We start from the raw sequence: 19,956 nt of genomic DNA on the forward strand, positions 1-19,956 counted from the left end.
GCGGCAGGGCCTGGGGCTAGATCAGTCCCTCGAAGACCATCACGTCGACTTCTTGCCCGGCGTCGACATGGCCCTGCTCGTGGGGCAGCACCACGAGCCCGTTGGCCTCGAGCATCGAACTCAGCACGCCCGATCCCTGGTGCGCCGCCACCCGCACCTCGGGCAACGACCCCGGCACCTGGCGGACAACGCCGCGCTGGTACTCGGTGCGCCCCGGCTTCTTGCGGATGGGCCCGGCGCTGCGCGCGCGCAGCAGCGGCGGCGGGGCGCAGGCTTCGTCGTGGCAGCCCATCAGCCGCAGCAGCGCCGGCCGCACGAAGGCCAGGAAGGCGACCATCGCCGCCACCGGATTGCCCGGCAGGCCGAACAGCACGGCCGACGTGGCCGCGGCCTCGCGCGGACGCGGAATCAGCCCCACCGCCAGCGGCCGCCCGGGCCGCATCGCGACCCGCCAGAAGGCCATGTCGCCCAGTTGCTGCATCACGTCGCGCGTGTGGTCGGCCGCGCCTGCGCTCACGCCGCCGCTGGTGACGATGGCGTCGGCTTCGCGCGCCGCGCGCTGCAGCGTGGCGGCGAGCGTGGCGGGATCGTCGTGCACCAGGCCGAGGTCGACCACCTCGCAGCCCAGCCGCGTGAGCAGGCCGAACAGGGTGTAGCGGTTGCTGTCGTACACGGCGCCTTCGCGCGGCGTGTCGCCCAGGCAGAGGATTTCGTCACCGGTCGAGAAGTACGCCACGCGCAGCCGGCGCCGCACGGTTACGCGCGCCAGGCCGAGGCTGGCGACCATGCCGAGCGCGGCCGGCGACAGGCGCTCGCCGCGCCGCAGCGCCGGCTGGCCCTGCATCAGGTCTTCGCCGGCCAGGCGGCGGTTGTCGCCACGGCCCAGCACGCGGGCCGGAAAGCAAACCTGGTCGCCGTCGACCTTGCAGAACTCCTGCGGGATCACGGTGTCCAGGCCCGCCGGCATCATCGCGCCGGTCATGATGCGCACCGCGTCGTGCGGTCCGAGCGCGCCGCGCCAGGCCGAGCCGGCCAGCGCCGTGCCCGCCACGCGCAGCGTGAGCGAATGGTCGATGGGTGCATCGGCCGGCAGCAGCGCGCCGTCGAAGGCGTAGCCGTCCATGGCCGAGTTGTCGTGCGGCGGCACGCTCACGGGCGAAACGAGGTCGTCCGCCAGCACGCGGCCGAGCGCGTCGCGCAGCGCGACTTCTTCGGCGTCGGCCACGGCCAGCGGCGCGACGAGGCGCGCGAGAAAGGCGGCGACGGTGTCGACGTCGAGGTCGCCCGCGTCGTAGTCCGCGAGGTCGGCGGCGATGGCGGCGATGCGGCTCATGGCTGTTCGAGCGTCTGCAGATCGGCCAGCGTGTTCGCGTTGAAGAAGGCGTCGGGCGCGTCGCCGGGGCGGTCGAAGGGAACGGTCAGGGCGTTGTGCTGCGCGGTCCAGGCGCCGACCTTGCGGCCGCCTTCCTCGACAAAGCGGCGCAGGCTGTCGCGCAGCGCGATGTGCAGCAGGCAGAACACCGGCTGGCGACGCAGCACCGTGCGGCCGTCGGCCTCGGCTTCAGGCGCGGCGGCCATGGCGATGCGCGCGTGGGGGCCTTCGGCGGCCAGGGCTTCGGCCAGCCGCGCCGCCAGGTCAGGCGGAAAGCGCGGCGTGTCGCAGGGCACGGTGAGCAGCCAGGGCGTGGGGCAGTGTTCGAGCCCGCTCAGCATGCCGGCCAGCGGGCCGGGGTGGTCGGGCACGCTGTCGGCGAACACGGGCACGCCCAGCGCTTCGTAGGCCGCGAAATTCCGGTTGGCATTGATCAGTACGCGACCGACCTGCGGGCGCAGGCGCCGCACGGCGCGCGCGGCGAGCACTTCGCCCTGGAGCAGCTGCAGGCCCTTGTCGACCCCGCCCATGCGGGTGCCGCGCCCGCCGGCGAGCACGAGGCCCGTGATGTCGGCCGCTGCGATGGCCGGTGCGGTACCCATGGCTGGCGGCCTCATCCGCCGATGTAGCTCATCTCGACGCGCCGGGGCGCCGCCGCGTCGGGGGCACTGTCGTCGGGGCCGTGCAGGGCGCGCAGCTCGGAATAACGGTCGGCGCGGCCCTGCCAGATGTGGCCGATGGCGGAGGTGATGTCGCCGTCGCTCGCGCCGTCGCGCAGCATCGGGCGCAGGTCGTGGCCCTGGCTTGCGAACAGGCACAGGTACAGCTTGCCCTCGGTCGACAGGCGCGCGCGGCTGCAGTCGTGGCAGAAGGCCTGGGTCACGCTGCTGATCACGCCGATCTCGCCGCCGCCGTCGGCATAGGCCCAACGCTGGGCGGTCTCGCCGGGCGTGGTGGCTTCGAGCGGCACGAGCGGAAACTCGGCCGCGATGCGGGCGATGACCGCGGCCGAGGGCAGCACCTCGTCCATGCGCCAGCCGTTGGTGGCGCCCACGTCCATGTACTCGATGAAACGCAGCACGACCTTGCCGCCGTGGTGCTCGCGGAAGTAGCGCGCCATCGGCAAGATTTCTTGCTCGTTGGTGCCGCGCTTGACCACCATGTTGACCTTGATCGGGCCCAGGCCCGCGGCCAGGGCCGCGTCGATGCCGGCCAGCACGTCGGCCACCGGAAAGTCGACGTCGTTCATGTGGCGGAACACGGCGTCGTCCAGGCTGTCCAGGCTCACGGTCACGCGCTGCAGGCCGGCGGCCTTCAGCGCGGCGGCCTTGCGCTTCAGCAGCGAGCCGTTGGTGGTGAGCGTGAGCTCGAGCGGGTCGCCGTCGGGCGTGCGCAGCTCGGCCAGTTGCGCGATGAGCCCCTCGATGTGCTTGCGCAGCAGCGGCTCGCCGCCGGTGAGGCGGATCTTGCGCACGCCGTGCGAGGCGAACAGCCGCGCCAGGCGCGTGATTTCCTCGAAGCTCAGCAGGGCGCTGTGCGGCAGGTACTGGTAGTCCTTGTCGAACACGTCCTTGGGCATGCAGTAGCTGCAGCGGAAGTTGCAGCGGTCGGTCACGCTGATGCGCAGGTCGGTCAGCGGGCGGCCCAGCCGGTCGGCCAGCAGGCCGGTGGCGGGCACGGCGATGTCCGGCGCGGCCACGACTGCGTGGCCGGCCTGAGCGATCGGAATGACGGTGCTGCTGCTTTTCTTCATGGGGCGATGCCGATTTTGCGCCATGGCCCGCGACCGCGCGCCATGCGGGCTACTTCAGCACTGCCGCATAGACCATGTTGCGCGCGAGGCTTCGGTAGTGGGTGCGGTACTTGGGCGACTGCAGCATCAGCACCACGAACAGCTCGTTCTTCGGATCGACCCACATGTAGGTGCCGCCCGCGCCGCCCCAGTTGTACTCGCCGCCGCCGGACGGGTAGGGCGCCTCGCCGTCGTTGCGGCGCACCGCGAAGCCCAGGCCGAAGCCGTAGCCCGGGCCCGGCAGGTACAGCGGGCCGGGCACGATGCCGGCGCCGGCGTTCGAATGGTCGGTCGTCATCAGGGCCAGCGTGCGCGGGCCGAGGTAGCGCGTGCCGTCGAGCGTGCCGCCGTTGAGCAGCATCTGCAGGAAGCGCGCGTAGTCGGACGCGGTCGACACCAGCCCGCCGCCGCCCGATTCGAACTTGCGCACGATGCGCGGGTCGTTCAGGTCGGCGCCCACACCGAAGCTGCGATCGCTCGGCAGCGGCTCGGCGATGCGCGGCTGGCGCGCCGGCTCGGGCACGTAGTAGGTGGTGTCCTTCATGCCCAGCGGGTCGAACAGGCGCGCCTTTTCGAACTGGTACAGCGACTGGCCCGACACCACCTCGACCACGCGGCCCAGGATGTCGGTGGAGTAGCTGTAGTCCCAGGTCGTGCCGGGCTGGTAGGCCAGCGGCAGCTTGGCCAGGCGCTGCGAGAACTCGGCGCTGGTCGGATCGCCGTCCGCGAGGTTGGCGGCGTTGTAGGCCTGTTTCACCAGCCCCGGCCCGAAGAAGCCGTAGGTCAGGCCCGAGGTGTGGCGCATGAGGTCCTGCACGGTGATCGGGCGGCGCGCGGGCACGGTCTCGAGCACCGGCTTGCCGTCGGTGCCGGGCTTCTCGATGCCGACCGTCATGCGGGCGTACTCGGGCAGGTACATCGCGACCGGGTCGTCCAGCTTCATGCGGCCGTCTTCCACCAGCATCATCGCGGCGACCGTGGTGATGGGCTTGCTCATCGAGTAGATGCGGAAGATGCCGTCGCGCGGCATCGGCGTGCCGGCGGTGGCGTCGAGCTTGCCGACCGGTTCGAACCACGCGACCTTGCCCTGGCGCGCGACCAGCAGCACCGCGCCGGGGATCTTGCCGGCGGCCACGTCGGCCTTGAGCACGTCGGTGAGCTTCTGCAGGCGTTCGGTGGACAGGCCCACCGACTCGGGCCGGGCGGTGGGCAGCGACTGGGCGGTGGCGAGCAGCGGCAGGGCGAGGCTCAGGCCGAGCAGGGCCGTGCGCACCAGGGCGCGGCGCTTCAGGAAGGTCATGCGTGTTGTCTCCGTCGGTGGTGGAAGGATGGAACCGGCAGGACGGTCTTGACGCCGTCCGTGCGAACCGGTCGCGGGGCAGTGTATCGGTGGATGGGCCCTAGAGCGGCACGCCACGAGCTGGCCGATTGGCGGCATCTATGGCGCCGATATCTTGACGCAGACAATGAGAATTACTATCATTTGAACGCCTGAGTACGCAGCACAAGCACCACGCAAAGGGCTCTCTTCCAACAAGGAGCTTCCCAACCGTGCCGTACACCCTGCCAGCCTTGCCCTATGCCTTCGACGCGCTCGAACCCCACATCGACGCGCAGACGATGGAGATCCACCACGGCAAGCACCACCAGACCTACGTGAACAACCTGAATGCGGCGTTGAAAGACACGCCGCATGCGGACACGCCGGTCGAAGCCCTCGTCGCCGGTGTCGAGGAACTGCCCGAGGCGCTGCGCGCGCCCGTGCGCAACAACGGCGGCGGCCACGCCAACCACAGCCTGTTCTGGACCGTGATGGCCCCCGTGGGCCAGGGCGGCGGCGGAGCGCCCTCGGGTGCGCTCGCGAAGGCCATCGACACCGACCTGGGCGGCTTCGACGCCTTCAAGGACGCCTTCACCAAGGCCGCGCTCACGCGCTTCGGCAGCGGCTGGGCCTGGCTGGTCGTCGGTGCCGACGGCAAGCTCGCCGTGGAAAGCAGCGGCAACCAGGACAGCCCGCTGATGCGCGGCATCGGCTCGGGCATGACCCCGATCCTGGGCCTGGACGTGTGGGAGCACGCCTACTACCTGAAGTACCAGAACCGCCGCCCCGAGTACATCGCGGCCTTCTACAACGTGGTGAACTGGGCCGAGGTGGCCCGACGCCATGCCGCCGCGACCGGCGGCCGATGAGCCGAAGAGGAGCCCGCCCATGAACGACACGCCGCAGGGCACGGTGGCGACAGCGCCACCGCCCAGGTCGCCGCGCCCGTTGCGCGAATGGATCGGCTTTTCCATCGTCGCGGCCGGCGCGCTGGCGCTGGGGTCGCAGTTCTGGTCCTTCGTGCGCGCCGATCCGCTGGTGTGGAACGCGCTGCGCGGCGGCTCGGTGGCGGCGCTGGCGACCGCGCTGGGCACGCTGCCGGTGCTGTTCTCGCAGAAGCTGCCCGACAAGCTGCAGGACACGCTGTTCGGCTTCGGCGCCGGCGTGATGCTCGCGGCCTGCGCCTTCTCGCTGATCATTCCCGGGCTGGACGCCGCCAAGTCGACGGGCGTCTTCGGCGGCGACGACTGGGCGGCCGGCGGCGTGATCGGCACGGCCATCCTGCTGGGCGGCCTGGTGCTGATGACCATGGACCGCGTGCTGCCGCACGAGCACTTCATCAAAGGCCGCGAAGGGCAGAGCGGGCGGCAGCTGCGCCGCACCTGGCTCTTCGTGTTCGCGATCGCGCTGCACAACGTGCCCGAGGGCCTGGCCATCGGTGTCGGCTACGCGGCCAACAATGGCGTGCGCGCCGATGCGCTCGCCACCGGCATCGCGATCCAGGATGTGCCCGAGGGGCTGGTGGTGGCCGTGGCGCTGCTGGCGGCGGGCTACAGCCGCCTGTTCGCGGTGCTGATCGGCATGGCCTCAGGGCTGGTCGAGCCGCTGGGTGCCGTGCTCGGCGCTGCGGTGGTGGGGCATTCGGCGATGCTGCTGCCCTGGGGGCTGGGCTTCGCGGCGGGCGCGATGCTGTTCGTCATCAGCCACGAGATCATTCCCGAATCGCACCGCAAGGGGCACGAAACCTATGCAACCAGCGGACTGATGATCGGCTTCGTGCTGATGATGCTGCTGGACACCGCGCTGGGCTGACGCCCGGGCGCGGCGTCGGTCAGCTTCAGCCGTGCTTGACGGCGACGGTTTTCAGGGTGGTGAAACCGTACAGCGCCTCGAAGCCCTTCTCGCGCCCGTAGCCCGACGACTTCACGCCGCCGAACGGCAGTTCGACGCCGCCGCCCGCACCGTAGTTGTTGATGAAAACCTGGCCGCTCTTCACGCGCCGGGCCATGCGGAACTGGCGCGCGCCGTCGGCCGTCCAGACGCCGGCCACGAGGCCGAACTGGGTGGCGTTGGCGAGCGCCACGGCTTCGTCCTCGTCGGCGAACTGCATCGCGGCGAGCACGGGGCCGAACACTTCTTCCTGCGCCAGGCGATGGCCCACGGGCACGTCGCGCAGCAGGGTCGGCGCCTGGTAGAAGCCGGTCTCGGGCGCTTCCTCGACCACCACGCCCTGCGCCACCATCGGGATGCCGGCGTGCTGCGCGTCGCTCAAAAAGTCCCACACGCGCTGCTGCTGCGTCTGGCGGATCAGCGGGCCGACGTCGAGGTCCATCGCCGCGGGGCCCACGCGCAGGGCTTCGAAGGCATGGCCCAGGCGCTCGAGCAGGGGCTCGTAGATGTCGCGCTGGATCAGCACGCGCGAACCCGCCGAGCAGGTCTGGCCGGCGTTCTGCACGATGGCGTTGATCACCACGGGAATCACCGCGTCCAGGTCGGCGTCGGCGAACACGATCTGCGGGCTCTTGCCGCCCAGTTCGAGCGTGACCGGGCAGTGCCGCTCGGCCGCCACCTGCTGGATCAGCGTGCCGATCTTCGGGCTGCCGGTGAAGCTGATGTGGTCGATGCCTTCGTGCCGCGCGAGCGCGTCGCCCACTTCATGGCCGTAGCCCGTCACGATGTTGAGCGCACCGGCCGGAAAGCCGACCTCGGCCGCCAGCTGCGCCACGCGGATCAGCGACAGGCAGGCGTCTTCGGCCGGCTTGACCACGCACACGTTGCCGGCCGCCAGGGCGCCGCCCACGCTGCGCCCGAAGATCTGCATCGGGTAGTTCCACGGAATGATGTGGCCCGTGACGCCGTGCGGCTCGCGCCAGGTGAAGACGCTGTAGCCGTCCTGGTAGGGAATGGTCTCGCCGTGCAGCTTGTCGCAGGCGCCGGCATAGAACTCGAAGTAGCGCACCAGCGCCACCGCGTCGGCGCGGGCCTGCTTCACGGGCTTGCCGCAGTCGCGCTGCTCGATGAGCGCGAGCTCGTCGACGTGCTCGGCGATCTTCTGCGAGAGCTTGAAGAGCAGGCGGCCGCGGTCGGCCGCACTGACCTTGTGCCACACGCCCTCGAAGCAGTCGCGCGCGGCGCGCACGGCGGCGTCGATGTCGGCGGCGTTGCTGCGCTGGATCTCGTCGAAGGGCTGGCCGTCCGAGGGGTCGATGACGGGGAGGGTGCGGCCGGAGGCGGAGGGAACGTCCGCGTTGGCGATGTAGTTGAGCTGCATGGGGCGAGATTTTGCGCGAAGCCCGTCCTGCGCGTGGCACCCCGGCCGGCCCGCCTTACTTCGCCGCGGTGGCTTTGGGCAGCGCGCGCACGGCGTTCAGCATGCGCTCGACGTGCTTGTCGGGGTTGAGGTTCTGGTAGTAGTAGGCGACCTTGCCGTCGGTCGCGATCACGTACGACAGGCGGTTGGCGAAGTCGGGCCGGGTCTGCATCAGCGCGTCGAAGCCCTGGATCACGGTCTTGCCCTGGTCGGAGGCCACCGGAAAGCGGCTCTGGCAGGACTTGACCGAGAACTTGGAGAGCGTGTCGATGTCGTCGGCCGACACGCCGATCACCGAGGCGCCCAGCGCGGCGAACTGGTCGACCGCCTCGGCGAAGGCGTGGGCCTCGATGGAGCAGTCGTTGGAGTCGGCCGCCGGAAAGAAGTACAGCACCACCGGCCCCTTGGCCAGCGCCTCGGCCAGCGAGTAGCGGAAGGTCTTGCCGCCGAGTGCGGCCGTGGCCGTGAACTTGGGCACCGGGTCGCCGATGTCGAGTGCGGCGTGGGCAGTGGGTACCCCGGCGGCGAGGGCCGCGGCCCACAAAGCGGTGCGCAAAAGGAGCGATCGGGCCATGATGTAACTCCGAAGCGAAGTGAATCGAATTCTAGGACGACGCTTCACAAAAAGGGCCCCGTTGAAACCGCCGCGGGAGGACCGGCGTACATCAGGGCAGTGGCATCCACAACGACAAGAGGAACCCGACCATGAACGCCTGGGCCCGATCTCTTCTGCGCACGGCGCTGGCCGGCGTGCTGCTGGCATTGCTCGGCGCGTGCGGCTCGCTGCCGCCGGCGCGCGAACGCCCGGCCGAACACGCCGCCGCGGCCGACCCGGGCACCGCGCTCGCGAAGATCGTCGCGGCCTCCACGCCGCCCGGCGAGCATTCGGGCTTCCGGCTGATGCCGCTGGGCGTGTACTCGCTCGACGCGCGCTTGCAGCTCGCGCAGCGCGCCGAGCGCTCGCTGGTGGTGCAGTACTACCAGCTCGAGAACGACGCCACCGGCCGGCTGCTGCTGCGCACGCTGCGCGAGGCGGCGGCGCGCGGCGTGAAGGTGCGGGTGCTGGTGGACGACCTGTACACGGTGAAGAGCCAGCAGCTGTTGCTGGCGCTGTCCGAGACGCCCAATGTGTCGGTGCGCCTGTTCAACCCGTTCTGCTGTGCGCGCGACGGGTTTCTCTCGCGCTTCGTGGTGTCGATCTTCGACATCCACCGGCTCAACCACCGCATGCACAACAAGCTCTTCATCGCCGACGGCGCGATGGCGGTGGTGGGCGGGCGCAACATCGCCGACGAGTATTTCGTGCTGAGCGAGGCGCAGAACTTCATCGACATGGACGCGTTGGTGGTGGGCAAGGTGGTGCCGCAGCTCGAGAGCATCTTCGACGCCTACTGGAACAGCGACCAGATCTGGCCCATTGCCGAGATCGTGCGCAAAGAGGCCGGCGCCGCCACCTTCGACGCCGAGATCGGCATGTCGGGCCCGCCGCCGAAGGTCGTGCTGCCGCCCTCGGACATCCTCGGCTATGGCCCCATCGCCGAAGAGCTCGACGGCGGCCGCATGGGCCTGCTGTGGGGCGAGGCCCGCGCCATCGCCGACCCGCCCTCCAAGCCCACGACGCTGACGGCCGAAGACGCCATTGCCACCAGCGTGACGATGAAGGTCTGGGCGCTGCTGCTCGACGCGAAGACCGAGGTCGACCTGACCTCGCCCTACCTCGTGCCGGGCGAGCGCGGCATGGCGGCCTTCGAGGACCTGGCCAAGCGCAAGGTCAAGCTCACGCTGCTGACCAATTCGCTGGCCGCCAACGACGAGCCGCTGGTGCACACCGGCTACGCGCGCTACCGCGAGCGGTTGCTGAAAGGCGGCGCCGACCTGTACGAGCTGAGCCCGCAGCGCACCACCGCGAGCATGCGTTTCGGCAGCTTCGGCAATTCGCTGGGCCGGCTGCACGCCAAGACCGCCGCCATTGACAAGACGCGCATCTTCATCGGCTCGATGAACCTCGACCCGCGCTCGGCCAGCCAGAACACCGAGATGGGCGTCGTGGTCGACAACCCGCAGCTGGCGCGCGAGATGCTGCGCATCATCCACGTGAGCAAGCTGCAGAACTCGTACCGGCTGCGGCTGTCGAAGGAGGGCGGTACGCTCGAATGGCTCACGAACGACGGCGAGAAAGAGGTGATCCTCACCTCGGAGCCCGAGTCGGGTTTCTTCCAGCGCCTGTACAACACCCTGATCTCCCCGCTGGTGCCCGAGATGCTGTTGTAGCCTCGGGGGATGGCGCAGACCTTCACTTCTCTTTCGGCCCCGCAGGTCATGCTGTGGGGCCTGCTGTTCTTCGGGGGCATCTACCTGGGTTTCGGCGCGCTCACCTGGCTGCTCACGAAGCGGGTGCTGCCGGCGTTGGGCATCGGGCGCGCGCTCGATCCGCGGCCCTTGCAGCCCGGCCAGCTGCGGCGCGAACTCACGCAGTCGGGCATCTCGGTGCTGATCTTCGGGCTGGGCATGGTGTTTCCGTGGGGGCTGCTGCAACTGGGCTGGGCGCGACTCGAGCCCGACGCGGGCTGGCGCCGCATCGGCATCGAGATCCTCGTGCTCGCGGTGTGGAACGACGTGCATTTCTGGCTCAACCACCGGCTGCTGCACACGCGCTGGCTGCGCCGTTTTCACGGCCCGCACCACCGCTCGTTCGTGACCACGCCGTGGGCCACCTACAGCTTTCACCCGATCGAGGCGCTGATGCTCGGCAACGTGATCCTGTTGCCGATGGTGCTGCACGACTTCAGCTTCTGGTCGCTGGCGTCGGTGCCGGTGTTCAGCCTGTTCTTCAACTGCGTCGGGCATTCGAACTACGACTTCGTGCCCGGCGTGTCGTACAGCCACTGGTTCGCCGCGAGCCGCCGCCACCACCTGCACCATGCCGTGCACAACGGCAACTACGGTTTCCAGTTCACCTTCATGGACCGGCTGTTCCGCACGCGCATCGCGGCCGACGCGGCGGAGCCGCTGTTCCAGGCGTTTCGAAAGAAGCATGGCGCCACGACGGCCTGACGCGCGCCATCGGCTGCCGCGGCTGCGCCACTGGCGCGACTGGCAAAGCCTGGCGTACCTCGTCGCCTTGCCCGCGCTGGCGGCGTGGCAGTGGGTGCACGGTTTCCAGGTGGTGCTGTATGCGCTGATGCTGTTCCTCACGCTCGGCATCGGCGTGATCCATCACAACCACGTGCACCTGCGCATGTGGCGCGGTCGGCGCATGAACCGGCTGACCGACTTCTGGATCACGCTGCTGCAGGGCCACCCGACCTTCGTCTTCTGGCCCGCGCATGTGGCCAACCACCATCGCCATCGCCATGGGCCGAAGGATGTGGCGCGCACCTACCGCTTCGGCGGCGACACCAACCACCTGTGGGGCTACCTGCTGCATCCGTTCCAGGCCGTGTGGGTGCTGATGCCGCTGTTCGTCGGCTGGCTCGCGCGCCTGCACCGGCACCACCGCGGCGCCTGGCGCTATTGCATGGCGCAGTACGCGCTGTGGCTGGTCAGCTGGACCGTGCTGCTGGCGATCGACTGGCGCAAGGCATTGCTGTTCGTGATCGTGCCGCAGCTGCACGGCCTGCACTGGCTGCTGGCCACCAACTACCTGCAGCACGCGCACGCCGACGGCCGCAAGACGCCGCGCAAGGAGGCATCCGGCGATACCCGCGGTAGCCAGCTGAACTACGCACGCAATTTCGAGGGGCTGGTGAACCCCTTGCTGTTCAACATCGGCCTGCACACCGCACACCACGAGAACCCGCATGCCCATTGGTCCGAGCTCACGCACCTGCATCACACGCGCTACCGCGCGCAGGTGGCGCCCGCGCTCAACGAGGGCGGGCTGGTGCCGTACATGGTGCGCGTCTTCGTGCTGGGGACCGTGTGGCCGCGTTTTCGCAGCCGCTCGCTGATGCCTCCCGATTCACCCACCTCCTGAACCCATGCCCGTTTCATTCCAACGCGTGTACCTCGAAAGTGCCGGCTACTTCATGCCCGGCGAGCCTGTTCCCAACGACCGCATGGACGCGTACATCGCGCCGCTCAACCGCATGTCGGAGCGCATCAAGCGCCGCATCCTGGCCGAGAACGGCATCCTCACGCGGCACTACGCGATCGACGAAGAGGGCGTGACGCGCCACACCAACGCGCAACTGGCGGCCGGCGCGATCCGCGACTGCCTGCAGCGCGGCGGCGCCGAGCTGTCGCGCGTGTCGCTGCTGGCCAGCGGCTCCTCGGGCGGCGACACGCTGATGCCCGGCTTCGCCAACATGATCCAGGGCGAGCTGGCGGCGCAACCGATGGAAACGCATTCGGTGCACGGCATCTGCGCGGCCGGCGTGTCGGCGATCCAGACGGCCGCGCAGGGCATCGAGCTGGGCGCGCACCGTTCGGCGCTGGCGGTGGCGAGCGAAATGCCGTCGCGCCTGTTCAAGCGCTCGCGCTTTGCCGCGCGTGGCTATGAGACCGACTTCGACTCGCACTTCCTGCGCTGGATGCTGTCCGATGGCGCGGGCGCGCTGCTGCTGTCCGACGGCACGCCTGCGCTGGCCGGCAAGCCGGGACTGCGTTTGAAGCTGAAGTGGGTGCACCAGCGCGCCTTCTCGGGCGACTACCCGGTGTGCATGCAGCTGGGCCTCACCGAAGACCGTGCGCGCGGGCATCTCGATTTCGGCTCGTGGGCCGAGGCCGAGGCGGCCGGCGCGCTGTCGCTGCGCCAGGACATTCGCCTCTTGCCGCACCTGTTCGACATCGGCATCCACGAGTACGCGGGGCTGGTGCGCGACGGCTGGGTCGATCCGAAGCGGGTCGACCATTTCCTGTGCCACTACTCGTCGGAAAAATTCATCCCGGTGGTCGAAGACCTGATGGCCAAGGCCGACCTGGCGATTCCGCGCGAGCGCTGGTGGAGCAACCTGGCCTGGCGCGGCAACACCGGCGCAGCGTCGATCCTCGTGATGCTGGCCGAGTTCCTGCACACCAAGGCGCTGAAGCCGGGCGAGCAGATCTTCTGCTACGTGCCGGAGTCGGGGCGCTTCATGGCGGCGTACATGCTGCTCGAGGTCGAGGCCGTCGATGCGGCGCCTGTCGTGATCGCGCCGCGCGCGGCGGCGGTGGCGCCCGACGACGACCTCGTCATCGCGCCCCCGCACGACCCGGCCGCCGCGCCCGAAGGCTTGGGCGCCTTGCTGACCGAACTGGCCGCCATCTGGCACGACTACCGCTCGCGCGTGTGGCGCACGCCGCTGATCCGCCAGATCCGCGAGCGCCGCTTTGCCGTGCCCGACTACCTGAACTGGATGGAACAGTGGGTGCCGCAGGTGCGCGAAGGCAGCCTGTGGATGCGCGAAGGCGCCGCCTCGCTGAGCGAGCCGTACCGCATGCTGTCGTCGCTGATCGACGTGCACGCGGGCGAGGAGCAGAACGACTTCAACATCCTCTTCAGCGACTACCGCAAGGCCGGCGGCACGGTCGAGTCGATCGACGAACTGCGCCGCAACCCGGGCGGCGAGGCGCTCAACGCCTACCTGCACGGCCTGGCCGCCACGCGCGACCCGATCGGCCTCCTGGGCGCGATCTACATCATCGAAGGCACGGGCCAGCGCATCGTGCCGGCGTTGCTGCCGCTGCTCAAGGCCAGCCTGAAGCTGCCGCCCGACGCGTTCCGTTTCCTCGAGTACCACGGCCACAACGACGAGCACCACCTGAATCGCTGGCTCGCCGCGGTCGAGATGGTGATGGCCGTGGAAGGGCAGGCCCGCGCCGCCCGCCAGATTGCCGACACCGCGCGCCACACGGCGGCGCTGTACCTGATGCAGTTCCAGCACATCACCGAACGAATGCCCCATGGATCGAACGCCTGAGTTTTTGAAGCAAGCCCACGACGAGCGCGACCCCAGCCCCTGGCTGGCGCTGTACCTCGACCAGAGCACGCCGCTGCCCGACGACGTGAAGGCGGCGTGGCTGGCCGACTCGAGTTCGGCCTCGCGCCAGTACCTGCTGCCGTTCCTGCGGCCGATCGCGCGGCTGACGATCATCCTGATCCAGATCGTGAAGGTGTTCGTGCCGCGCAACTGGTCGCATTCGGTGCTGCTGCACCGCTTCCTGGCGTGGGGGCTCAAGCGCTTCGTGTCGCCCGAGGCGAACTGGCTGATCCTGCGGCACTTTCACCTGGGCTCGCAGGTGCTGGCCTTCATCGGCCGCAACTCGCCCGCGCCCGTGGGCACGTCGCCGCTGGAGCCGGCCGACATCGACGCGCTGAAGGACGAGATGTTCCTGAAGCACGACCTGAACCTGTTCAACTTCGTGATCCGGCTGAACACGGCGCTGCGCGACAAGGGGTTGGCGCTGTGCAAGGCCGAGCAGGTCGATTTCTCGATGATCCAGCCGCCGGCGTTGCGGCTGGAAGACATGCCCCAGGGCAAGCTCAATTTTCTCGACCTGCAAAGCGCCATCGAGCTGTTCACGCCGCTGTACCAGCTGATGCTCACCGACAACGATTTCTGGCGCGCCGCCAACTCCTTGCAACTGGACGAAACCATCGGCATCTACGCGGCGACGATCCTGAACGCGCCCGAGCACCTGATCCTGGTCAACAACAAGCATCCGCTGGTGCCGCTGTCGACCTTGCGGGCCGGGCACCGGCTGGTGATCCACGGCCTGTCGACCGAAATGCTTCACAGCCTGCTCCAGCGCATGCGCGCGGCGCAGGAAGCCATGTCGGCAGAGACACTTCCGCGCGACCCGCCCCTTGCATAGGGGTATGCTGTCCCCACATGCAAACCATGAACACGACCCGAAATCCGTCTCCCAAGACCGATCTGGCAGTGACCCACGTGCTGGCTCAACTGCTGGAGAGGCTGGAGCACAGCGCCGTGCCGGTTGGTGCCGAGCAGTACCGCTCGGTGGTCGAGCACTTGGTGCATGAATTCGAAGACGTCGAGCCCGGTGCCGAATTGGGCCAGTTGCTCGATGCCTATCCGGCCGCCTCCGAGGTCTACGAAAATATGAATTACCAGCACGCCGGCCTTTGCCGCTCGGCGCTGGACGTTTCCCTGGCCGCCGAAGGCGCTGCCAAGGAAGCCATTGCCCGCGCCATGCGCGGTGACGAATCGAACAAGGACAAGATGCATGGCCAAGGGTGAAGTGAAAACGGCAGTGGTGGCGGACGGGCTGCGCTACAAATCGAAGGCGCCGGGTTCGCCGTTCCGCGCCTCGGCGTCGTTCAGCGGGGCCACGATGTCCTGCTTCATGTGCGGCAAGCACCGCGTGCGTTCGCAGCTGCGCACGCGCCAGGTGCTGGGCAAGTCGCAGACCGTCTGCGCGCCTTCGTGCAAGGCGCTCGACGAGGCCCTCGAGGCCGAAGCATCGTCGAGCTGAGCGCCTAGCACGGCGCCGCGTCGCGTTGGCGACATGGCCTCATCGGCATGTCGTCGATTGCCTTCCATCCCGGTCGCAATCGATATACAGTTGGACACAAATGATGCAAGTAATTGCATTTAATCTAAAGTTCTAATTTGTAGCCGATGACCACTCAAATCCAGCAAGAAGGCGATCGGTGCCCCGCAGCGGGCGTGGATTTTTCTCTGCGTGGAGGGCCTGAGCTGTGAACAAGCCACGTCACGTCGTCATGCAGGTCGTCAAGCGCTCGTCCGGCAGCGCCACGCACCATGTCGAATTCCTCATGGACGACAACTTTGCCGAGCGCCTGCGTCAATTGCGCTCGCTGGTGCCGCCGCTGGGTGCTCTCAACAAACAACGCGACCTCGTGATCGACAAGGTCCGCGTGCGCCTGCCCAACGCCATCTGGCGCTCGGGCAACGAGATCGCCATCGACGGCGGGGTGGATGGCTCCTGCATCGTGATCGCGGCCGAGGGCTCGTTCAACTGCGGCGGCAAGGACCGCCGCACGCGCGAAAAGCTCGTGACCTACAACTTCTCGATCGCACGCCTGATCGAGCTGCACAGCGAGCGCCCCGAAGGCGAAACGCTCTACATCCGCGACGGCGTGTTCGCCAACGACGAACCGGCCGAATCGCCGGCCGGCCGCTGGGTCGCTTCCATGCACGAACTCGAAGTGGTGATGCGCGTGCCCGATGCGCCGTCCGATTTCGACACGCTGCACGACCTCACGCTGCGCGCCGACGGGCAGCCGACGCAGGCGGGCGCGCTGAGCCCGCACCGCGCCAGCATCTACTGACGAACTCAGGCCGACGTTGCCGCAGGCGCGCCCACGGGCGTGAACTGCGCGCCGTTGTCGGCCAGCCAGCGCGCCGAGAGGCTGCTGTCCTGCTGGTCGGGGTGGAAGTCGCTGCGCAGGTACTGGCGCCAGCCCGCGAGATTGCCCCGCAGCAGGCCGCCGCGGCCCAGCAGGATGCGCGCGGCGCTCTTCCAGGTGGCCCACTTCCACAATTGCTTTTCATGCCGCAGGTTGTCGACCGTCTGGCGCATCAGGTCGCCGAGGAACATCACCGTCACGCGGCGGAACCAGCGCGTGCGCCATTCGTCGGAGCCGCCCGCGGCCTTGTAGATGTCGAAGGCCACGCTCTTGTGCTCCAGCTCTTCCGCGCTGTGCCACAGCCACATCGTGCGCAGCCGGGGCTCGGCGCCGTCGAGGATCTCGGGGCGGGCCAGCAGCCACTCGGCGAACATCGCCGTGAAGTGCTCGGTGGCGGCCGTCACGGCCAGCGCGTGGCGCGGATCGGCGCCGTCCATCAGTTCCATGCGCTGGCTGGCGCGCGCGGTCCAGCGGTCGACCAGGCCCTGCTGCTCCAGGTGCGCGTTGAACAGCGAATGGATGCGCCGGTGCGTCGCTTCCTGGCCGATGAAGCCGCGCACGTCGGCGCGGTGGCGTTCCTGCACCTCGGTCGGCAGCGTGGCCATGGCGTCGCGCACGGCGTCGATGAAGAACTGCTCGCCGAAGGGGAAGCTCATCGACAAGGCGTTGAAGAAAGCCGTCGAGAAGGCATCGCCGCCGCACCAGTCGTGCGAGAAGGGCGGTTGCAGATCGATCAGCAGGCGGCGGACAACGAGTTCGGTCATGGGGGGCAATTCCTGAGTTCGTGGGTAAAAGTTGGTACAACTCCGTACCGCGTGCCGCCATGGTGCAATTGTGAACTGGTACTGTCAAGTACCAAGGCGTAGGAAAATGAATCGCACATGACTGCCACCATCGACAAAACCGCCACGCCCGATGCCGCCGAAGGCGCGCCCAGCGAGCACTACGCGCGGCTGCTGCAGGGCATGGCGCATGCCGTGGCGGCCAAGGGCTACGCCGACACCACCATCGCCGACATCGTGCGCGAGGCGGCCGTGTCGCGGCGCACGTTCTACGAGCACTTCAGCACCAAGACCGAGTGCCTGATCGCGCTGTATGAAACGGCCAGCCGGCTCGGCCTGCAGGCCGTGAGCGAGGCCTTCGATCCGGCCCAGCCCTGGCACACGCAGGTGGAGCAGGCGATGACCGCGTACATGGACTACCTCGCCCAAGACCCGGTGCTGCTGCGCACGCTGTTCGTCGAGATCCTCGGGCTGGGGCTGCCCGGCCTGGCGGCGCGGCGGCGCGTGAACGGCGAGATCGCCAACTTCATCCAGGTGGCGATCAACAGCAGCGATTCAGGCGAGGTGCCCGCGGCGCACATGAGCAGCCAGATGGCGATGACGGTGGTGGGCGGCATCAACGAACTGGTGCTGCAGGCCATCGAGCAGGACCGCGTGGGCGACTTGCGCGAGCTGGTGGCGCCGGCCACGCGGTTGGTGCGCGCCGTGGCGGCGGACAGCCGACGCTAGTCGCGCTCGTTCTGGCGCGGCGTGGCCGCGGCCCACAGCACGAGCAGTCCCGCGACCACCATCGCTGCCAGCGCCCCGAGGTACGGCAGCACGTCGTGCAGCGGCGCGCCCATCTGGTTGAGCCGCAGCGAAGCCTGGATGCCCGCCGTGCTCGGGAACAGCCAGCGCAGCGCCTGCAGCGGCGCGGGCAGGGCCTCGACGGGCCACGAAAAGCCCGAGAGAAAAGCCATTGGCAGCGCAGTGAAGAGCAGCACCTGCAGCGCGCGTTCGCGATCGCGGAACCAGCAGCCCAGCAGCAGGCCGAGCACGCAGATCGCCGGCACGTAGAACAGCAGCAGCACCAGCGCGGCGAACGGATTGCCGCCGCGCGGGTAGTCCTGCAGGAAGAACACCCAGCCGAAATAGAACAGGCCGCTCAGCACGCCGAAGCCCGACAGCGCGCCCAGCCGCCCCAGCCACGCGCCCATGCCGGCGCGCAGCCGGCCGGCCTCGGCCCAGGTGCCGGCCAGCATCGCGGCGCCCATCAGCAGCGTCTGCTGCAGGATCAGCAGTGCCACCGCCGGCACCACGTAGCTGCCGTAACCCTCGGTCGGGTTGAACAGCGCCACCAGTTGCGTGTTGAGCGGGCTGCGGCTGCGCGCGGCCTGGACCGCGCTTTGGCCGCCGGCCTGCAGCTTGCGGATCTCGACACCGGCCGACACCGTGCCCACCGCCTCCGAGAAGCCGTACAGCACCGCCTTGTTCAGCAGCGCGTAGGCGCCGTTGCCCTCGATGCTCACCACCGCCGGCGTACCGCGCAGCACGTTGCGCTTGAGGTCCTGCGGCAGCAGGGCGTAGCCCTCGATCTCGCCGCGCCACAGCGCCTGCTGCGCCTCGTGCACGTCGGACGTGACCATGCGCACATCCAGCCGCGGGCTGGCCATGGCGAAGCGCGCGATCTGCCGCGACAGCCCGCTGTGGTCCTGGTCGACCACCGCCACCGGCACCCGCGTGACGGCCTGCGTGCCGTAGGGCCAGGGGTAGAAAAAGCCGTAGATGATGGGCGCGAGCAGCATGATCAGCAGCACGCCCTTGTCGCGCAGCACGCCGAGCGCGGTGTCGCGCCAGGCGGCGGCGAAGCCTTGGATGCGTGCACTCATCAGCGGCCTCCCCACGTCTCGGGCGCCGCGGCCGCACGCACCAGCAGTGTGGCCGACACGGCCAGCAGCACCGCGGTGCCCACCACCATCCACAGCGGCGTGGCGGCCGAGTAGGCCAGGGGTGCGCCCATCTGCAGCTGCTCCATCTGCACGCGGATGTAGTGCGTGTAGGGCAGCAGGCCGGCCCACAGCTGTGCGAGCACCGGCATGGCGACCAGCGGAAAGCCCACGCCGCCGAACGCGAAGGCCGGCGCGGTGATGAAGCCGGTGGCCGACAGCGCCGTGCGCAGCGAGCGCGTGAGGCTGGCCACGAAGGCGCCGAGCGCGATCGACAGCGCCAGGAACACCATCAGCGCAAACAGCGTCCATCTCACCGAGCCGACCGGGTGCCAGCCGCGGCCCGCCGTGATCCACAGCATGGCGGTCAGGCCCACCGCCGACAGGCTCGCGAACGGCAGCGCCAGCTTGCCCGCCAGCGCGGCCAGCGCCTCAGGCCAGCGCGGCGCGGCGCCGAGCCAGCCGCCCAGGCTGCGGTCGCGCAGCTCGCGGCCCACGGCCCAGGCGCCGGCCGTCATCGCGAGGATGTGCAGCAGCGCCGGAATGAGCGCGGCACCGAGAAACTGCTCGTAGTCGGTCGAGGTGTTGAACAGCGCCACCATGCTGGCCTTGACCGGGTCCATGCTGACGCGCGCGGCCTTCATCGACTCGCCGCGCTTGTTGCGCACTGCGAGCTCGACGCCGGCCGATACCGTGGCGACGGCGGTACGCACGTCGCGCTGGATCAGGCTCGAATGCGTGCCCAGCTGCGCGTTGTGCAGCAGCACGACCTGCCCGACGCGGCCCTGCTTGACGTCGCGGCTCAGTTCGCGCGGCAGCTGCACCGCGGCGTCGACGGCGCCGCTCGTGAGCGCGCGCTGCATCTCGCCTTCGTCGGCGTACTGCTGCGCCACGCGCAGGCCCGGCGTGGCGTCCAGGAAGCGCACCAGCTGGCGCGAGAGGGCGGAGTGGTCCTGGTCGAGCACGCCGATCGGCAGGCGCGTGGGCAGGCCGGCCGAGAAGATCCACCAGATCAGGAACACCGCGAGCAGCGGCACCCACGAGATCATGGCCAGGTCCCACGGGCGCGTGCGCAGCAGCGCGAATTCGCGCCGGGCGCTGGCGGTGGAAAAGCCGCGCAGGCTCATGGCGGGTGCGGCG

Annotated in this window: 20 protein-coding genes; 11 read left to right on the plus strand and 9 right to left on the minus strand. The window is 69.2% G+C overall.

The features are described 5' to 3' along the window. Nucleotides 1-16: 16 nt before the first annotated feature. Genes moeA through VHAB30_RS08465 form a run of 4 tightly spaced genes read right to left on the minus strand, consistent with a single transcriptional unit; the run spans nucleotide 17 to nucleotide 4,464 of the window. A complete protein-coding gene (gene moeA, locus VHAB30_RS08450) occupies nucleotides 17-1,333 on the minus strand; it encodes a molybdopterin molybdotransferase MoeA (protein WP_159276624.1) in 1,317 nt (438 codons plus the stop codon). After that, nucleotides 1,330-1,974: a molybdenum cofactor guanylyltransferase MobA gene (gene mobA / locus VHAB30_RS08455; RefSeq protein ID WP_159276626.1), complete on the minus strand. Its 645-nt coding sequence runs from the start codon at nucleotides 1,972-1,974 to the stop codon at nucleotides 1,330-1,332. The genes moeA and mobA overlap by 4 nt, the downstream gene beginning before the upstream one ends. An 11-nt stretch (nucleotides 1,975-1,985) precedes the next feature. After that, a complete protein-coding gene (gene moaA, locus VHAB30_RS08460; protein ID WP_159276628.1) occupies nucleotides 1,986-3,125 on the minus strand; it encodes a GTP 3',8-cyclase MoaA in 1,140 nt (379 codons plus the stop codon). Nucleotides 3,126-3,174: 49 nt separating this feature from the next. Continuing rightward, nucleotides 3,175-4,464 (minus strand): serine hydrolase domain-containing protein, encoded by a 1,290-nt coding sequence (locus tag VHAB30_RS08465; protein ID WP_159276629.1) that lies wholly within the window; start codon nucleotides 4,462-4,464, stop codon nucleotides 3,175-3,177. Between the two features lie 251 nt (nucleotides 4,465-4,715). On the opposite strand from VHAB30_RS08465, the gene VHAB30_RS08470 reads away from it, so the two are divergent. Beyond that, on the plus strand, nucleotides 4,716-5,354 hold the full coding sequence (locus VHAB30_RS08470; protein ID WP_159276631.1) for a superoxide dismutase: 639 nt from the start codon (nucleotides 4,716-4,718) through the stop codon (nucleotides 5,352-5,354). A gap of 19 nt (nucleotides 5,355-5,373) precedes the next feature. After that, nucleotides 5,374-6,297, plus strand: a complete 924-nt coding sequence (locus VHAB30_RS08475; RefSeq protein WP_159276633.1) for a ZIP family metal transporter — start codon at nucleotides 5,374-5,376, stop codon at nucleotides 6,295-6,297. Nucleotides 6,298-6,322: 25 nt separating this feature from the next. On the opposite strand, the gene VHAB30_RS08480 is transcribed toward VHAB30_RS08475, so the two are convergent. Both VHAB30_RS08480 and VHAB30_RS08485 read right to left on the minus strand, forming a co-directional pair. Next, nucleotides 6,323-7,756, minus strand: a complete 1,434-nt coding sequence (locus VHAB30_RS08480) for an aldehyde dehydrogenase family protein (RefSeq protein WP_095950218.1) — start codon at nucleotides 7,754-7,756, stop codon at nucleotides 6,323-6,325. A gap of 55 nt (nucleotides 7,757-7,811) precedes the next feature. Beyond that, nucleotides 7,812-8,369, minus strand: coding sequence for a peroxiredoxin (locus tag VHAB30_RS08485; protein WP_095745539.1), 558 nt, complete (start codon nucleotides 8,367-8,369; stop codon nucleotides 7,812-7,814). A 131-nt stretch (nucleotides 8,370-8,500) separates the two neighbouring features. Between VHAB30_RS08485 and VHAB30_RS08490 the strand changes: the two genes are divergently transcribed. From VHAB30_RS08490 to VHAB30_RS08525, 8 genes are all read left to right on the plus strand, one after another. Next, on the plus strand, nucleotides 8,501-10,066 hold the full coding sequence (locus VHAB30_RS08490) for a phospholipase D family protein (RefSeq protein ID WP_062473093.1): 1,566 nt from the start codon (nucleotides 8,501-8,503) through the stop codon (nucleotides 10,064-10,066). A gap of 9 nt (nucleotides 10,067-10,075) precedes the next feature. Beyond that, on the plus strand, nucleotides 10,076-10,849 hold the full coding sequence (locus VHAB30_RS08495; RefSeq protein ID WP_095950217.1) for a sterol desaturase family protein: 774 nt from the start codon (nucleotides 10,076-10,078) through the stop codon (nucleotides 10,847-10,849). Next, nucleotides 10,830-11,771 carry a fatty acid desaturase family protein gene (locus VHAB30_RS08500; RefSeq protein WP_159276635.1) on the plus strand — a complete coding sequence of 314 codons (942 nt, stop codon included), beginning with the start codon at nucleotides 10,830-10,832 and terminating at the stop codon, nucleotides 11,769-11,771. The genes VHAB30_RS08495 and VHAB30_RS08500 overlap by 20 nt, the downstream gene beginning before the upstream one ends. Nucleotides 11,772-11,775: 4 nt before the next feature. Further along, on the plus strand, nucleotides 11,776-13,695 hold the full coding sequence (locus VHAB30_RS08505; RefSeq protein ID WP_159276637.1) for an iron-containing redox enzyme family protein: 1,920 nt from the start codon (nucleotides 11,776-11,778) through the stop codon (nucleotides 13,693-13,695). Then, nucleotides 13,679-14,590 (plus strand): DUF6999 family protein, encoded by a 912-nt coding sequence (locus tag VHAB30_RS08510; protein ID WP_062473081.1) that lies wholly within the window; start codon nucleotides 13,679-13,681, stop codon nucleotides 14,588-14,590. The genes VHAB30_RS08505 and VHAB30_RS08510 overlap by 17 nt, the downstream gene beginning before the upstream one ends. A gap of 17 nt (nucleotides 14,591-14,607) precedes the next feature. Beyond that, on the plus strand, nucleotides 14,608-14,976 hold the full coding sequence (locus VHAB30_RS08515; protein WP_159276639.1) for a hypothetical protein: 369 nt from the start codon (nucleotides 14,608-14,610) through the stop codon (nucleotides 14,974-14,976). Then, the gene (locus VHAB30_RS08520; protein WP_056580179.1) at nucleotides 14,963-15,211 is read left to right on the plus strand and encodes a hypothetical protein; all 249 of its coding nucleotides are present in this window, start codon (nucleotides 14,963-14,965) and stop codon (nucleotides 15,209-15,211) included. Before VHAB30_RS08515 ends, VHAB30_RS08520 begins: the two co-directional genes overlap by 14 nt. Nucleotides 15,212-15,437: 226 nt before the next feature. After that, nucleotides 15,438-16,031: a hypothetical protein gene (locus VHAB30_RS08525; protein WP_095950214.1), complete on the plus strand. Its 594-nt coding sequence runs from the start codon at nucleotides 15,438-15,440 to the stop codon at nucleotides 16,029-16,031. A gap of 5 nt (nucleotides 16,032-16,036) precedes the next feature. On the opposite strand, the gene VHAB30_RS08530 is transcribed toward VHAB30_RS08525, so the two are convergent. After that, complete coding sequence (locus tag VHAB30_RS08530; protein ID WP_159276642.1) at nucleotides 16,037-16,873, minus strand: metal-dependent hydrolase; 837 nt, start codon at nucleotides 16,871-16,873, stop codon at nucleotides 16,037-16,039. 117 nt (nucleotides 16,874-16,990) lie between these two features. On the opposite strand from VHAB30_RS08530, the gene VHAB30_RS08535 reads away from it, so the two are divergent. After that, nucleotides 16,991-17,620, plus strand: a complete 630-nt coding sequence (locus VHAB30_RS08535) for a TetR/AcrR family transcriptional regulator (RefSeq protein ID WP_062473073.1) — start codon at nucleotides 16,991-16,993, stop codon at nucleotides 17,618-17,620. On the opposite strand, the gene VHAB30_RS08540 is transcribed toward VHAB30_RS08535, so the two are convergent. Together VHAB30_RS08540 and VHAB30_RS08545 are read right to left on the minus strand one after the other, a co-directional pair. Beyond that, nucleotides 17,617-18,759 carry an ABC transporter permease gene (locus VHAB30_RS08540; RefSeq protein WP_174250215.1) on the minus strand — a complete coding sequence of 381 codons (1,143 nt, stop codon included), beginning with the start codon at nucleotides 18,757-18,759 and terminating at the stop codon, nucleotides 17,617-17,619. The two genes, VHAB30_RS08535 and VHAB30_RS08540, sit on opposite strands and share 4 nt — an antisense overlap. Further along, complete coding sequence (locus tag VHAB30_RS08545; protein ID WP_159276644.1) at nucleotides 18,759-19,943, minus strand: ABC transporter permease; 1,185 nt, start codon at nucleotides 19,941-19,943, stop codon at nucleotides 18,759-18,761. The genes VHAB30_RS08540 and VHAB30_RS08545 overlap by 1 nt, the downstream gene beginning before the upstream one ends. Between the last annotated feature and the right edge of the window lie 13 nt (nucleotides 19,944-19,956).

Origin of the sequence: Variovorax boronicumulans (assembly GCF_009811375.1) — a bacterium.
GTDB classification, from domain to species: Bacteria; Pseudomonadota; Gammaproteobacteria; order Burkholderiales; family Burkholderiaceae_C; genus Variovorax; species Variovorax boronicumulans.

Excerpts from the sequence above, each read along its gene's own strand:
- moaA (WP_159276628.1), bottom strand. The coding sequence starts at position 3,125 with ATGAAGAAAAGCAGCAGCACCGTCATTCCGATCGCTCAGGCCGGCCAC.
- mobA (WP_159276626.1), bottom strand. The coding sequence starts at position 1,974 with ATGGGTACCGCACCGGCCATCGCAGCGGCCGACATCACGGGCCTCGTG.
- VHAB30_RS08545 (WP_159276644.1), bottom strand. The coding sequence starts at position 19,943 with ATGAGCCTGCGCGGCTTTTCCACCGCCAGCGCCCGGCGCGAATTCGCG.
- moeA (WP_159276624.1), bottom strand. The coding sequence starts at position 1,333 with ATGAGCCGCATCGCCGCCATCGCCGCCGACCTCGCGGACTACGACGCG.
- VHAB30_RS08510 (WP_062473081.1), top strand. The coding sequence starts at position 13,679 with ATGGATCGAACGCCTGAGTTTTTGAAGCAAGCCCACGACGAGCGCGAC.
- VHAB30_RS08520 (WP_056580179.1), top strand. The coding sequence starts at position 14,963 with ATGGCCAAGGGTGAAGTGAAAACGGCAGTGGTGGCGGACGGGCTGCGC.
- VHAB30_RS08500 (WP_159276635.1), top strand. The coding sequence starts at position 10,830 with ATGGCGCCACGACGGCCTGACGCGCGCCATCGGCTGCCGCGGCTGCGC.
- VHAB30_RS08535 (WP_062473073.1), top strand. The coding sequence starts at position 16,991 with ATGACTGCCACCATCGACAAAACCGCCACGCCCGATGCCGCCGAAGGC.
- VHAB30_RS08540 (WP_174250215.1), bottom strand. The coding sequence starts at position 18,759 with ATGAGTGCACGCATCCAAGGCTTCGCCGCCGCCTGGCGCGACACCGCG.
- VHAB30_RS08475 (WP_159276633.1), top strand. The coding sequence starts at position 5,374 with ATGAACGACACGCCGCAGGGCACGGTGGCGACAGCGCCACCGCCCAGG.
- VHAB30_RS08530 (WP_159276642.1), bottom strand. The coding sequence starts at position 16,873 with ATGACCGAACTCGTTGTCCGCCGCCTGCTGATCGATCTGCAACCGCCC.
- VHAB30_RS08480 (WP_095950218.1), bottom strand. The coding sequence starts at position 7,756 with ATGCAGCTCAACTACATCGCCAACGCGGACGTTCCCTCCGCCTCCGGC.
- VHAB30_RS08465 (WP_159276629.1), bottom strand. The coding sequence starts at position 4,464 with ATGACCTTCCTGAAGCGCCGCGCCCTGGTGCGCACGGCCCTGCTCGGC.
- VHAB30_RS08490 (WP_062473093.1), top strand. The coding sequence starts at position 8,501 with ATGAACGCCTGGGCCCGATCTCTTCTGCGCACGGCGCTGGCCGGCGTG.
- VHAB30_RS08495 (WP_095950217.1), top strand. The coding sequence starts at position 10,076 with ATGGCGCAGACCTTCACTTCTCTTTCGGCCCCGCAGGTCATGCTGTGG.
- VHAB30_RS08505 (WP_159276637.1), top strand. The coding sequence starts at position 11,776 with ATGCCCGTTTCATTCCAACGCGTGTACCTCGAAAGTGCCGGCTACTTC.
- VHAB30_RS08485 (WP_095745539.1), bottom strand. The coding sequence starts at position 8,369 with ATGGCCCGATCGCTCCTTTTGCGCACCGCTTTGTGGGCCGCGGCCCTC.
- VHAB30_RS08515 (WP_159276639.1), top strand. The coding sequence starts at position 14,608 with ATGCAAACCATGAACACGACCCGAAATCCGTCTCCCAAGACCGATCTG.